The organism is Nibribacter ruber (genome assembly GCF_009913235.1).
Lineage (GTDB): Bacteria > Bacteroidota > Bacteroidia > Cytophagales > Hymenobacteraceae > Nibribacter > Nibribacter ruber.
The window spans coordinates 1,985,699-1,998,609 of sequence record NZ_CP047897.1; the positions used below are offsets into that span (position 1 = coordinate 1,985,699).

The window sequence follows — 12,911 nt, forward strand, 5'->3', positions numbered from 1 at the left end:
GTAGAAGTATACCCAAAAGTAGTACAAAATTCTCTGTTCTGCGGTTATACCGTGGTCAATCTGTATCTTTGTGGTTTGGAGAAAATTCAAGGCCAACTGCTGGTTTATTAGCAATGACCCAGAATAGCATCAAGCTTTTCTTCAGCACTTTACCGCTTGTACATGACTTTTGATTTAGTAGCGAAAGACCCTGCTTCCAAAGCCCGCGCCGGTGAGCTCACCACGGCGCACGGCACCATACAAACCCCCATTTTCATGCCGGTGGGCACTGCCGGTACCGTAAAAGCCGTGCACCAGCGCGAACTCAAGGAAGACGTGAAGGCGCAGATTATTCTGGGCAACACCTACCATCTGTATTTGAGACCGGGCCTGAACGTACTGGAGAAAGCTGGCGGACTGCATAAATTCAACGGCTGGGACAGACCTATCCTCACCGACAGCGGCGGATATCAGGTGTTCTCTTTGTCGGGCACGCGCAAGATCATTGAGGACGGCGTTAAGTTCAGAAGCCACATTGACGGCTCCAGCCACCTGTTCACGCCAGAAAACGTGATGGACACCCAGCGCACCATTGGCGCCGACATCATCATGGCCTTTGACGAATGCACGCCGTACCCATGCGACTACAACTACGCCAAAAACTCCATGGACCGCACCCACCGCTGGCTACAGCGTTGCATTGACCGGTTTGACAGCACAGAGCCCAAGTATGGCTATGAGCAAACGCTCTTCCCTATTGTGCAGGGAAGCACTTACAAAGACTTGCGCATCCAGTCTGCTGAGATGATTGCCAGCAAAAATCGTCCGGGGAACGCCATTGGCGGTTTATCTGTAGGCGAGCCGGCAGAGATGATGTACGAGATGACCGAACTGGTCTGCGACATACTGCCTAGTGATAAACCACGTTACCTCATGGGCGTAGGCACTCCGGCCAACATCTTGGAGAACATTGCGCTGGGCGTAGACATGTTTGACTGTGTATTACCAACCAGAAATGCCCGTAACGGCATGCTGTTCACTACACAGGGCATCATCAATATTAGAAATGAGCGTTGGAAAGAAGACTTCTCTCCTATTGACGCTGAGTTGGGCGGTTATGCCAGCACGTTCTACAGCAAAGCATACCTGCGTCACTTGATGCACGCCACCGAGATGTTGGGTGCCCAGATTGCCAGCGTGCACAACCTCACCTTCTATCTATGGTTGGTACGCCAAGCCCGCGAACAGATTATTGCCGGTACCTTCGCCTCCTGGAAAGATGTGATGGTAAAGAAATTAATGACCAGATTATAATTATAAATTAGAAATTATGAATTAGAAATTGGGATTGATCGCATTTAGCTTGTCTACCTTGTAGTCACTTCTAATTTCTAATTTTTAATTCATAATTAGCACCGCGTGAAACTGAAGCTATTAGATAATTACATTCTCAAGAAGTTCCTGACCACGTTTGTGTTTGTGGTGATCATATTGATTGCGGTGATCTGCGTGATTGACTTTGTGGAGAAGAACGATGACTTCATCCAGAACAACCTGTCTGCCAGAACCGTCATCTTTGACTACTACGTCAACATGATTCCGCATTACATCAACATGCTGAGCCCCATTACGGTGTTCATTGCCACGGTGTTTGTGACGGCCAAGCTGGCCTCGCACACAGAGATTGTGGCCATCTTGAGCAGCGGGGTTTCATTTAAGCGCATGCTGGTGCCCTACGTCATCGGGTCGGTGATCATTGGGATTTTCATCTTCTTCTTCTCTTCCTACGTGATCCCGAACGCCAATAAAACCCGCGTGGCCTTTGAGATTAAATATGTTAAGAACCCTTACACCTATGAGGGCCGCAACGTCCATTTCAGAATTGGACCCGAGACCTTTGCCTACCTGGAAAGCTATAACAACCACGCCAACGTGGGTTATAAATTCACGCTGGAGACTATTAAAAAGCAGGAACTGGTGCGTAAACTATCTTCTGAGTCCATTAGGTGGGACAGTACCAAGCAGAAGTGGCACATAGACGCCTACACGCTCAGGACCTTTAACGGCGACAAGGAAACCGTCACTACGGGCGGCCCAGTAGACACCACGCTTAACATGCTCCCCAAGGATTTTGCCAGCACCTACCGTCTGCGGGAAACCCTCACAATGGCAGAGCTCAACGATGTCATCAAGGAGAAGGAACTGCGCGGAGCTACAGACATTGCCGAGTACATGACTGAAAAGTACGAGCGCTACAGCTACCCCTTCGCTATTACGGTGCTCACCATCATTGGCGTAATCTTGAGCTCCAGGAAAGTGCGCGGCGGCGTCGGGTTTCAGATTGCCCTCGGGTTTATTCTGGCGTTCGTGTTTATCATCTTCGTGATGATGTCCCGAAGCCTGGCCCAGGTAGGCGGTATTCCGCCCATGCTAGCCGCTTGGATTCCCTTGGCCGTCTTCTCCATCATTGGCGTGGTACTGTATAAGACGGTACCTCGTTAGACCAATCGTTTTTGGCCTCTTTTCTAGAAATCAAGCCAAAAACGACAATTCCCCTATTCAATTTCATACTCTCAAAGCCCCTATTAGACTCTCGTGCAAAAGCCCTCGTTTAAAGATTATTTAGAACTGCACTTCATCATACTACTGTGGGGGTTCACGGCTATTTTGGGCAAGCTGATTTCCATTCCGGCGGTGGAATTGGTGTTTTACCGTACCATTTTGGCGGCCGTGGCTTTGGCAGTGGTCATCAAACTGCGCGGCGAGTCATTTAAGATTGGCCGAAGAAACATCATCAAGATTGTGGGTGTGGGATTTATGATAGCGGCCCACTGGATTCTGTTCTTCGCGTCTGCCCGGGTAGCGTCTGTTTCTATCTGTCTGGCGGGCATGGCCACGGCTAGCCTTTGGACGTCTATTCTGGAGCCTATCTTCACCAAGAAGAAAATCAAAGCCCATGAGGTGGCTCTGGCCCTGCTCATCATGTTGGGCCTGTATGTCATCTTCCGGTTTGAGTTTGATCATGCCGTGGGTATTGCAATGGCGGTAGGCTCGGCGTTTCTGGCGTCCTGCTTTACCATCATCAACAGCAAGCTTACCAAACAGCACGCGGCCACTACCATTACCTGTTATGAGATGGCGGGCGCTTGGTTAGCCACTACCCTTTTCCTGCCGTTCTACCGAAACTACATGACCGATTCTGGCACTTTACAGTTAAGCGCAGACCTCTGGGACTTCTTATGGATTGGGGTGTTGGCCTTGGTGTGTACCGTGTATGCCTATACTGCGGCTGTGCGCCTCATGCAGAAGTTCTCTGCCTACACCATGAACCTAACCGTGAACCTGGAGCCTGTCTATGGCATTCTGCTGGCGTGGTTCATCTTCAAAGAAGGCGAGCAAATGTCGGCGGGCTTTTACTATGGCGCAGCTATCATACTGTTCAGTGTGTTCTTGCACCCTATTCTGGAGTCTATGCTGGCGCGCCGCCAACGCAACTTAAAGGACGCCCTGCCAAACTGAGTACTCTGCCGTGAACGGTAAGGGCTGTGCTGGTGCTTCTTTGAACAGGCCGTACATAGTAGATCCTGAACCAGACATAGAGGCATAGGTAGCACCCATGGCATACAATTGCCCTTTCAATTCTTTTAAGACAGGATACTTCGGAAACAGGCTGGCTTCAAAGTCATTGACCACAGTGTCTTTCCAAGTAGTAGGCTCATGCGCCAAAAGCGTTTTTAGGCTGTTTTCTGGGAATTGAGGCAAAACCCCGGCATAGGCTTCAGCGGTGCTGATGGGGAAGTTGGGATAGACCAAGACTACATGCCAGCCTTTTAGGTCTAAGTCAATCGGTTTAAAGACATCTCCTTTCTCTATGGCCAGCACCGGTTTGTTCTGCACGAAGAAGGCGCAGTCACTGCCTAGTTGCTTCGCGTAGTTTTCCAGTTGCTCAGCCGGTAAAGAGAGCGTGAAGAGGTCATTCAGGATTTTCAGTGTGAAGGCCGCATCTGCTGATCCCCCGCCCAGCCCCGCGCCCATGGGAATGACCTTGTGCAAATGCATCTGAATGGCCGGCAGGTGGTAGTCCTTTTTGAGCAGTTCGTACGCTTTCCAGCAAAGGTTCTGGGTTGGCTCTCCTGGCACGGATAAGCCAGACAGGGTGAAGGATGCCTCACTGGTAGTGGGAAGAATCTCCAGCGCATCGGTCCAGCCCACCGGGTAAAAGCAGGACACTAGGTTATGGAAGCCGTCGGGCCGCTTTTCTATCAACTGTAACCCAAGGTTTATCTTCGCGTTCGGAAACTGAATCATGCGTGCAAAATACTAAACAGTTATCAGGAAACAGTTACTAGTAAACAGATGGGAAATAGGTAACTTCGTTTTTGGCTTGTTTTATGGAAAATACCCCAAAAACGCATCCTAGTCAGAGACCCTAGGTTCTTAAGAAACCAAACTTTTCCTCTGACTTTATATTGAAATAAGATGAAACGCTTCGTCCTGCTCTTGTTCAGTGTATTCTACGCGGTTACTTCTTTTGCCCAGAAGCCACCTCAGTATGCCGCAGTAGACAAGAAAGTCATCCAACTGACGCAGAAGCAAACCCTGACGTTGGAGGAACTGGTAAAGGTGATCTCCCAGAACTTCACCACGCCAGAGGACAGGACCCGGGCCGCTTTTGTCTGGCTCACTGAGAACATTGCCTATGACATCCAAGCTTTGTATTTAACGCCGTCCATTGGCAACAACAAATACCTCATTGAACAGACGTTAAAAACCAAAAAGGCGGTCTGCGAAGGGTACGCCGAAGTGTTTCAAACCTTGTGCAACCAGATGGGCATCAAAGCCTATATGGTCACGGGATACACGTCCCTGGACAATCAAGTGAGCTCAAAGGCGCACGCCTGGTGCGCGGCGCAGGTAAACGGCAAGTGGTATTTATTTGACCCAACCTGGGGGGCGGGGTACGTGTCTGAAAAGGCGTTCACCAAACACAGAAACGAGCAGTTCTTTAAGGCTGAACCCGCCAGCTTTGCACCCACACATTTTCCTTCTGACCCGCTTTGGCAGTTTTCTACCTCACCCATCACCGGTAGAGAGTTTGCCGCAGGTGTTTCCTCCCTTCCCAAACCAAGGAGTTGTTTCCAGTTCAAAGACACGCTGGCGGCGTATGAGAAACTAGATGACCATGGCCGCTTGCTGAGCACCGTCCGGAGGATGGAGGCCCCTGGCAACTTTCATCCTTTTTTGGCCAACCACCTGCTATCCTTGAAGAGCCAGATTGACTACCAGAACTACCTGGCGCTTTCTATGGCCTACAACCAGGGCATAGACCTGCTCAACCAGTTCTTGTACTATAGAAACAACATGCTCTTCGGCAAGAAGCGCGAAGCCGAACTGAAGACGTTGATCACCACCTCCGTCTCAAATTTCCAGGCCGCCAAACAAAGGTTAGACACCGTCAAGTGGCATTCAACCCAATATGAGATTGGTTCTATAAAAGACAACCTGACCAAGGCCTACAGCTTGGCCTTGGACCAGCAAAAATTCATCAACCGGATTTATGATCCCCTCGGCTTGAAAAAGAAAAACTAACGCTCATGTACCTTTCCTTCGGAAAACGCTTCTTAGACCTCGTCCTTGCCGGATCCGCGCTGTTGGTGCTGTGGCCGGTGATGCTGGTGGTGGCGGTGGCATTGTGGTTTGGATTTGACGGAAAGGTGTTGTTCAGACAGCAACGACCAGGGCTGCACGGCAAGGCGTTTACGTTCTACAAGTTTACCACCATGACTCAGGGCCGTGATGCTGCCGGTGAGCTACTACCAGATGAACATCGGCTTACGTCATTGGGAAGCTTCATCAGGAAAACTTCTTTGGATGAGTTGCCGCAGTTATGGAACGTGCTAAAAGGGGATATGAGTCTGGTGGGCCCCAGGCCCTTGCTGATGGACTATCTGCCTTTGTACACGCCTGACCAAGCCAGACGCCATGCCGTAAAACCGGGCATCACAGGCTGGGCGCAGGTAAACGGACGCAACCTGTTATCCTGGGAAGAAAAGTTTACTTTTGACGTGTGGTACGTGGAACATGCCTCGTTTAAGGTAGACTTGCAGATTCTATGGCGCACGTTCAAACACGTGATTCAACCCGAAGGAATTTCGGCACCCGATACGGCCACCATGCCGCGGTTCACCGGTTCTTCTAATACTGCTTCATGAACAGCACAGGAAAAGATATTGTCATTGTAGGGGCCGGCGGTTTGGGCCGCGAGGTCCTGATGCTCATCCGTCAGATAAACCAGCACACCCCTACCTGGAATTTCCTGGGCTTCTATGATGATGCTTCACCCGAGGCCGGCTTCGGGTACCCGTATTTGGGAACGGTGGATGACCTCAACAATACGCCCACTCCCCTTCACGCCGTCATCGCCATTGGGGATTGTCAGGCTAAGGCCAAGGTGGTGGAAAGGCTCTTTAATAACTTCTTGCTGTTCCCTGTGCTGGTGCATCCATCTGTGGTGAATGAAGTAGTGCAACTCAACCAGATTGACGAAGGTTCTATTATTTGCCAGAACTGCATCCTTACTATCAATGTGCGGTTAGGAAAACACGTTCTGCTCAATCTAGCCTGCACCCTAGGCCATGACGCCGTGTTAGGAGACTTCTGCTCTTTGATGCCGCAGGTAGCCGTTAGCGGCGGCGTAACATTACAAAAAGGTGTGTACATGGGCACCAACAGTTCCATCTTGCAATACAAATCTGTAGGCGTGTTCACCGCCATCGGGGCAGGCGCAGTCGTCACCCAAGACCTCCCTGACCATTGTACCGCCGTGGGTGTACCAGCCCGTATCATCAAGCAAGCGGTATGAGCGCCAACCAGGATTTCATCTACCTGTCGCCGCCGCACATGGGCGGAAGAGAGCAGCACTACATTCAAGAAGCATTCGATCAAAACTGGATTACCACCGCGGGCGCGAACGTAGATGGTTTTGAGAAAGAACTGGCTTCCTATGTGGGAGTACCGCATGCAGCCGTGCTTTCTTCGGGCACCGCGGCTTTGCATTTGGCTTTGCTGACCATGGGCATAGGCGAAGGGGACGAGGTCTTCTGCTCCAGCTTTACCTTTGTGGCCAGCACTAACCCCATCAAATATGTTGGCGCTACACCCGTATTGATTGACAGTGAACTTACCACCTGGAACCTCTGCCCGAAAGCGCTGGAACAAGCTATGCAATCACGTCAGCAGAAAGGCAAACTCCCCAAAGCCTTGATTCTGGTTCATTTATACGGAATGCCTTCGCGCATGCAGGAGATTCTGGAGTTGTGCCAACACTATGGCGTGCAAGTCATAGAAGATGCTGCCGAGGCACTAGGATCAACTTATAAGAACCAGCAGATGGGCACCTTCGGGGAGGCGGGTTTCTTCTCCTTTAACGGAAACAAGATTATCACTACTTCTGGAGGCGGCGCATTGATTTCTCAAAACAAAGACCTGGTTGAAAAAGCTAAATGGCTGGCCACCCAAGCCAAAGAACCAACGCCGCACTACCATCATACCACCATGGGGTTTAACTACCGGCTTAGCAATATCTGCGCGGGTATAGGCCGGGGTCAGTTAGAAGTCTTGGAGGAGCGTGTCCAACAGAAGCGACTGGTGTTTGCAAATTACCAAACGCTATTGCAAGATCTAGAGGAAATTCAATGGCAACCAGAGCCAAAAGGAAGCTTAAGTAACCGCTGGCTTTCCTGCTTCACTATCCAGAAAGGAAGCGCCGTCACGCCTGAGAAAATACGGCTGGCCCTGTTAGCGGACCAGATTGAAAGCCGACCGCTGTGGCAACCCATGCACCAGCAACCACTGTACCAAGGCTGTGACTATTTCGGGGAGAACGTGAGCGATGATCTGTTTGCCAGAGGCTTGTGCTTGCCATCGGGCACAAAGCTCACTATGAGCCTGCAAGAGCGCATTGCTTCTATCATCAGAAAAGCGTTTTTGGCCTGATTCTTAGAAAATAAGCCAAAAACGAAATATCAAATAGCAGCCAGCGCTTTCTCTAAATCTGCAATTAAATCCTCTGCTTCTTCAATGCCTACAGACAGCCTGATTAGCCCAATGGAGATGCCCAGTTTGGCCCGTTGCTCTTCGGTGAGGGCTCTGTGGGATGTGCCTAAAGGATAAGAGACAGAGGAAACCACCCCTGCCAATGAAGGGGCAAACGGGATATGAGTCAGGCCGCGCATGAAGCGGTTCACAGTCTCTACCTCGTCTTTAATTCTAAAGGAAAGCATACCACCAAACCAGCCTTTCCCCTGCGCCGATGCCAATCCATTCTGAGGATGAGTAGACAGACCTGGATAGTAGACCTCGCTTACTTTAGGGTGGTTTTGCAGGTAAGTTGCCAGCGCCAAGGCATTTTCTGAGTGTTGCCGGATGCGCAGTTTCAAGGTCTTGAGACCGCGGGCGGCTAGCCAGGAATCAAAGGGGCTCAGGTTTAAGCCCCAGGCCACCACAATTTGCTTGGCGCGCTGAGCGTCTTCCGTCACTTTGGCAACCACTACCCCAGCCGTCACGTCACTGTGCCCCGACAAGTATTTGGTTACGCTGTGAATGACGATATCAGCTCCTAACTCCAAAGGTTTAGTAATGACCGGTGAGGCGAAGGTATTGTCCACGACCAGCTTCACGCCTTGCTTCTGACATTCTACTGCTACTTTGGCTAAGTCCAACACCGTCATCATGGGGTTACTAATAGTCTCTACCAACAGCACTTTGGTATTAGCTTGCACATAGTTACCAAAGCTGTACATCTCCCCCATCGGCACGAAACTCACCTGCACCCCCATGCGCGTCAGTTCCTGAGTGAGCAGAGCGGCAGAGCCTCCGTAGATTTCCTCGGCGCACAGCACATGGTCCCCAGACTGGCAGTACACCAGCACCGCCGTCAGAATAGCCGATATGCCCGAAGAAGTTGCCACTGCGCCTTGTCCGTTTTCCAATTGGTTTACCTCCTCAGCCAGCTCATCTGTGTTAGGATTGCCGTTCCGGCTGTACAGATAGCTTTGGCCAGGTTGCTCAAAATAGGCTTCTAAGGCGTTCAAATCCTCAAAGGTGAATACTGAGGTCTGGTAGATGGGCGTAACTTTCGGAGATATAGACACTTTTTTTAATTAAGAATTAGTAATTAAAAATTGAAGAAGTACTGTCTGTTTTAATGGTTCAGATGACATTTGAATGAATCAACAGGCAGAACAGACAAATCTAGCAATACTCCCATCAAATTTTATGTACCATATTATTTACAAAGAGCCTTAAATACGTTTCTAGCTTCTATAAACTTCTGCCTCTGTTTATACTCTGGTAACTCTATTAGAAAGTAATCAGGTTCGTATGCGCTTATAAGTTTAAATCCTTCTTTTGTGAGAATTTCAAACTTATAGTTCACACCGTCAGAAACAGTGTAAGTCATTGATCTTCCTCCATCATTATCTTTTGTAGCATAATTCAGAGAATCTTGATTAAGAGTCCAGAATCCTAATCGCGATAATTCATCCAATAGCAAGTCACCTTTCTTTTTCCTTATTTTCTGTTTGGTGATAAATGGCTTGCTAAAACTCTTGTCTTTCTTCTGTTTCGAGGTGTAGCGCAAACAATACCATGTTTCATCTTTAGTAGCTAGAATTTTATAGTCTAGCTTATTACTCCACCAATAACTTTCTTCTGAGTAAGAAATCAAAAAATCATATTGGTCATGAAAGGCCTTATAAATGACAGAATTGCTACGCTCCTCCGCATTTGTGTTCGCCTCAATGTGCGGCAAATTTTGGCCTAACACACCAAATGAACTAGCAACGAAAAAGATTAGTAAGTGAATCTTCATAATTAGCTCTTTCTGGAAGGGCTTATTCTATATGCTTTCTTCCAATGACTTATAATAGCTATGAATAGGTGCACGCAACAATTAGCAATTGCAATCAGCAATTCTAAAGGTAAGTACAAACCTACCAAAGTGGCAAAAGCGTTTTTGCCCTGATTTCTGGAAAACAAGCCAAAAACGGTGGTAAAAGCGAAAGCCCGCCTTCTTTGCAGAAAAACGGGCTCTCAAAATGAAAAACAGGAAATCTTAGGCGGTTACGGCTTCGGCCAAGACAATAATCTTATTGTCCAGCACTTCCACAACTCCCCCGTCAATCTGGAATACCACTGATGTACCAGTAGTGGGCGTCACGCGCACAGGACCGTTAGCCAAGGCACTAATCAAGGCGGCGTGGTTGTTCAACACTTCAAAGCCACCATTAATACCAGGAAACTGAACCGAGGTCACGTCGCCTTCAAATACTCTCTTATCTGGGGTGATGATTTCTAAATACATCTTTTCAGTTAACAGTTAACAGTAAAAAGTTATCAGTTAGAAGTTTTCCCTTGATTACTGCTAACTGATAACTGTTACCTGAATTTATTTTGCTTCGGCCATCATTTTCTGACCCTTGGCAACGGCATCCTCAATGGTACCTACCAAGTTGAAGGCAGACTCAGGAAGGTTGTCATGCAGACCGTCCATGATTTCGTTGAAGCCACGGATGGTGTCTTTGATGTCTACCAACACACCTTTCAAGCCAGTGAACTGCTCGGCTACGTGGAATGGCTGAGACAAGAAACGCTGCACACGACGCGCTCTGTGTACAACCAATTTATCTTCTTCAGATAATTCGTCCATACCCAAGATAGCGATGATGTCTTGCAATTCTTTGTAACGCTGAAGAATCTCTTTCACACGCTGGGCCGTGTTGTAGTGCTCTTCGCCTACTACGTCTGCGGTCAAGATACGTGAGGTAGAATCCAGAGGGTCTACCGCTGGGTAGATACCCAACTCAGAGATTTTACGAGACAATACAGTGGTGGCATCCAAGTGAGCAAACGTAGTTGCTGGAGCCGGATCCGTTAAGTCATCTGCAGGTACGTAAACGGCCTGTACAGACGTAATGGAACCACGCTTAGTAGACGTGATACGCTCTTGCATGGCACCCATCTCAGTAGCCAATGTTGGCTGGTAACCTACCGCAGATGGCATACGACCCAAGAGAGCCGATACCTCAGAACCTGCCTGCGTGAAACGGAAGATGTTGTCAATAAAGAAAAGAATATCTCTACCAGCACCAGTACCGTCACCGTCACGGAAAGACTCGGCTACCGTCAAACCTGACAAGGCTACACGGGCACGGGCCCCAGGAGGCTCGTTCATCTGACCGAACACGAAGGTTGCTTTTGATTCTTTCAGGGCTTCCTGGTCTACTTTAGAAAGGTCCCATCCACCATGCTCCATAGACTCCATGAAGGCGTCACCGTAGCGCACAATGCCAGACTCAATCATCTCGCGTAGTAAGTCGTTTCCCTCACGAGTACGCTCACCTACACCGGCAAATACAGAAAGACCACCGTGGCCTTTGGCGATGTTGTTGATCAACTCCTGGATCAATACGGTTTTACCTACACCGGCACCCCCGAACAAACCAATTTTACCCCCTTTGGAGTAAGGCTCAATCAGGTCAATTACTTTGATACCTGTGTACAAAACCTCAGAAGACGTAGAAAGGTCCTCAAAACGAGGCGCGTTTCTGTGGATAGGAAGGTCTGCCTCGCTCACTGGCTGTGGAATACCGTCAATGGCTTCGCCAATTACGTTGAACAGACGGCCTAGCACGTTATCGCCGGTAGGCATTGAGATAGGAGACGCCAAGTCGGTTACTTCCATACCGCGGGTAAGACCTTCGGTTGCGTCCATTGCAATGGTACGTACGCGGTCTTCGCCTAAGTGCTGCTGAGTCTCAAGTACCACGCGGGCACCGTTCGCCTTCACCACCACCAGGGCATCCATGATGTTGGGCAACTTAGAATTCTCACCCGAGAAGCTAACGTCCACTACCGGACCGATCACCTGGGTAATTCTGCCAATATTCGCCATTTGGTTGGTTTATAAATATTTAGATAGATACAGTACTCAATCAGGGTGCAAAAATAGAGCATTCTGTCTTGATTTCCATAGAAGTATCTAAAAATCTTTGGGATTTGACGCACTACTCTGTTAATAGTGCCTCACCTGCCCAACCATACAGCTATCCACTCCTTCTATAATAGATAGTATAGAAGGAAATGAGTAGTTTTAATTATGCCGCCGATGAGGTTGAATCCACTATCACCTTCAAAGGTTGACCTAGAATCTGCATGGCCCGCTCCCATTCAAACTCACTGCGCAAGTGCACAAACACGTGGTTACCGTGCCGTACTAGACGCACGTCTTCCAGTACGCTTTCCAGTTTGGCGTCTAGTTTATTTAACGTACAGGTATAGACCGGACTGGCTGACCTGAAATAAAACCAAAGGGTGATGGCTGTCGCTTCCATATTACAAGGCTTGGTAAAGAACCGTCATCACAGAACCCAGAGAAACCCACCAGAAGAAATCCACTAGCCGGGCGTTAGATAATATAAAGGTAGAAGGCCTTGAAGCAGACTCTTTCTCGATAGATGGGGTTATCCGTTTTTGGGCTGATTTCCGCAAAACAAGCCTAAAACGCTCATGTCGGCTGGCTTTCTCTAGCGTGGGAAAGAAATAACTAACATGATACTTTTGTGGCTGATGGGTGCATTTTAAAGGAGAAGTGCCGGTTATCTGTTTTGAGGCTTCACCAATGACCATCCAATCCAGTTCTGCCTCGTCTTCACGCAGGTACAGGATATTGGTGAGTTGGTTGGAAAGTTGGTACACATACAACTTTTCGGGGGTTAACTCTTTGTTTCTCATAGCGGTTGCCATTTAATAAAACATTACCCTGTAAGTCTACGGCTTCCATTTTTACTTCACCAGCCCCACCGCCAAGCTTAACCAAAGCATAACCGCCTCTTCATCTTGGCCTAACTAATTGGTAAACATTTCTTCATTTT

The 12,911-nt window shown here is 48.8% G+C and carries 14 protein-coding genes; 7 read left to right on the forward strand and 7 right to left on the reverse strand.

Annotation, left to right across the window (positions count from 1 at the left end; translation table 11 throughout):
• Positions 1–162 precede the first annotated feature (162 nt).
• The 3 genes from tgt (at position 163) to GU926_RS08520 (ending at position 3,498) form a co-directional block, all read left to right on the forward strand.
• The gene (gene tgt / locus GU926_RS08510) at positions 163–1,293 is read left to right on the forward strand and encodes a tRNA guanosine(34) transglycosylase Tgt (RefSeq protein ID WP_160690913.1); all 1,131 of its coding nucleotides are present in this window, start codon (positions 163–165) and stop codon (positions 1,291–1,293) included.
• A 111-nt stretch (positions 1,294–1,404) separates the two neighbouring features.
• Positions 1,405–2,481, forward strand: a complete 1,077-nt coding sequence (locus tag GU926_RS08515; RefSeq protein WP_160694678.1) for an LptF/LptG family permease — start codon at positions 1,405–1,407, stop codon at positions 2,479–2,481.
• 93 nt (positions 2,482–2,574) lie between these two features.
• Positions 2,575–3,498, forward strand: coding sequence for a DMT family transporter (locus GU926_RS08520; RefSeq protein WP_160690915.1), 924 nt, complete (start codon positions 2,575–2,577; stop codon positions 3,496–3,498).
• On the opposite strand, the gene ispE is transcribed toward GU926_RS08520, so the two are convergent.
• Positions 3,475–4,287, reverse strand: coding sequence for a 4-(cytidine 5'-diphospho)-2-C-methyl-D-erythritol kinase (gene ispE / locus GU926_RS08525; RefSeq protein WP_160690917.1), 813 nt, complete (start codon positions 4,285–4,287; stop codon positions 3,475–3,477). The genes GU926_RS08520 and ispE overlap by 24 nt on opposite strands.
• 171 nt (positions 4,288–4,458) lie before the next feature.
• On the opposite strand from ispE, the gene GU926_RS08530 reads away from it, so the two are divergent.
• The 4 genes from GU926_RS08530 to GU926_RS08545 are packed head-to-tail and all read left to right on the forward strand — an operon-like array spanning position 4,459 to position 7,974.
• Entirely contained in the window at positions 4,459–5,568 is a 1,110-nt protein-coding gene (locus GU926_RS08530; protein ID WP_160690919.1) for a transglutaminase domain-containing protein, read from the forward strand.
• A gap of 5 nt (positions 5,569–5,573) precedes the next feature.
• Entirely contained in the window at positions 5,574–6,191 is a 618-nt protein-coding gene (locus tag GU926_RS08535; RefSeq protein WP_160690921.1) for a sugar transferase, read from the forward strand.
• Positions 6,188–6,841 carry an acetyltransferase gene (locus GU926_RS08540; RefSeq protein ID WP_160690923.1) on the forward strand — a complete coding sequence of 218 codons (654 nt, stop codon included), beginning with the start codon at positions 6,188–6,190 and terminating at the stop codon, positions 6,839–6,841. Before GU926_RS08535 ends, GU926_RS08540 begins: the two co-directional genes overlap by 4 nt.
• Positions 6,838–7,974 (forward strand): DegT/DnrJ/EryC1/StrS family aminotransferase, encoded by a 1,137-nt coding sequence (locus GU926_RS08545; protein WP_160690925.1) that lies wholly within the window; start codon positions 6,838–6,840, stop codon positions 7,972–7,974. The genes GU926_RS08540 and GU926_RS08545 overlap by 4 nt, the downstream gene beginning before the upstream one ends.
• Before the next feature lie 29 nt (positions 7,975–8,003).
• Here GU926_RS08545 and GU926_RS08550 read toward each other — a convergent pair whose 3' ends face one another.
• The 6 genes from GU926_RS08550 to GU926_RS08575 all read right to left on the reverse strand — a co-directional run bounded on the left by GU926_RS08550 (position 8,004) and on the right by GU926_RS08575 (position 12,771).
• Positions 8,004–9,131: a trans-sulfuration enzyme family protein gene (locus tag GU926_RS08550; RefSeq protein WP_160690927.1), complete on the reverse strand. Its 1,128-nt coding sequence runs from the start codon at positions 9,129–9,131 to the stop codon at positions 8,004–8,006.
• Positions 9,132–9,265: 134 nt separating this feature from the next.
• Positions 9,266–9,850, reverse strand: a complete 585-nt coding sequence (locus GU926_RS08555; RefSeq protein WP_160690929.1) for a hypothetical protein — start codon at positions 9,848–9,850, stop codon at positions 9,266–9,268.
• Positions 9,851–10,093: 243 nt separating this feature from the next.
• Entirely contained in the window at positions 10,094–10,342 is a 249-nt protein-coding gene (gene atpC, locus GU926_RS08560) for an ATP synthase F1 subunit epsilon (RefSeq protein ID WP_160690931.1), read from the reverse strand.
• 84 nt (positions 10,343–10,426) lie between these two features.
• Positions 10,427–11,932: a F0F1 ATP synthase subunit beta gene (gene atpD, locus GU926_RS08565; RefSeq protein ID WP_160690933.1), complete on the reverse strand. Its 1,506-nt coding sequence runs from the start codon at positions 11,930–11,932 to the stop codon at positions 10,427–10,429.
• Between the two features lie 202 nt (positions 11,933–12,134).
• Positions 12,135–12,371: a hypothetical protein gene (locus GU926_RS08570; RefSeq protein WP_160690935.1), complete on the reverse strand. Its 237-nt coding sequence runs from the start codon at positions 12,369–12,371 to the stop codon at positions 12,135–12,137.
• A gap of 1 nt (position 12,372) precedes the next feature.
• A complete protein-coding gene (locus GU926_RS08575; protein WP_160690937.1) occupies positions 12,373–12,771 on the reverse strand; it encodes a hypothetical protein in 399 nt (132 codons plus the stop codon).
• Positions 12,772–12,911 lie beyond the last annotated feature (140 nt).

Excerpts from the sequence above, each read along its gene's own strand:
- atpC (WP_160690931.1), bottom strand. The coding sequence starts at position 10,342 with ATGTATTTAGAAATCATCACCCCAGATAAGAGAGTATTTGAAGGCGAC.
- GU926_RS08555 (WP_160690929.1), bottom strand. The coding sequence starts at position 9,850 with ATGAAGATTCACTTACTAATCTTTTTCGTTGCTAGTTCATTTGGTGTG.
- atpD (WP_160690933.1), bottom strand. The coding sequence starts at position 11,932 with ATGGCGAATATTGGCAGAATTACCCAGGTGATCGGTCCGGTAGTGGAC.
- tgt (WP_160690913.1), top strand. The coding sequence starts at position 163 with ATGACTTTTGATTTAGTAGCGAAAGACCCTGCTTCCAAAGCCCGCGCC.
- ispE (WP_160690917.1), bottom strand. The coding sequence starts at position 4,287 with ATGATTCAGTTTCCGAACGCGAAGATAAACCTTGGGTTACAGTTGATA.
- GU926_RS08540 (WP_160690923.1), top strand. The coding sequence starts at position 6,188 with ATGAACAGCACAGGAAAAGATATTGTCATTGTAGGGGCCGGCGGTTTG.
- GU926_RS08530 (WP_160690919.1), top strand. The coding sequence starts at position 4,459 with ATGAAACGCTTCGTCCTGCTCTTGTTCAGTGTATTCTACGCGGTTACT.
- GU926_RS08545 (WP_160690925.1), top strand. The coding sequence starts at position 6,838 with ATGAGCGCCAACCAGGATTTCATCTACCTGTCGCCGCCGCACATGGGC.
- GU926_RS08535 (WP_160690921.1), top strand. The coding sequence starts at position 5,574 with ATGTACCTTTCCTTCGGAAAACGCTTCTTAGACCTCGTCCTTGCCGGA.
- GU926_RS08575 (WP_160690937.1), bottom strand. The coding sequence starts at position 12,771 with ATGAGAAACAAAGAGTTAACCCCCGAAAAGTTGTATGTGTACCAACTT.
- GU926_RS08570 (WP_160690935.1), bottom strand. The coding sequence starts at position 12,371 with ATGGAAGCGACAGCCATCACCCTTTGGTTTTATTTCAGGTCAGCCAGT.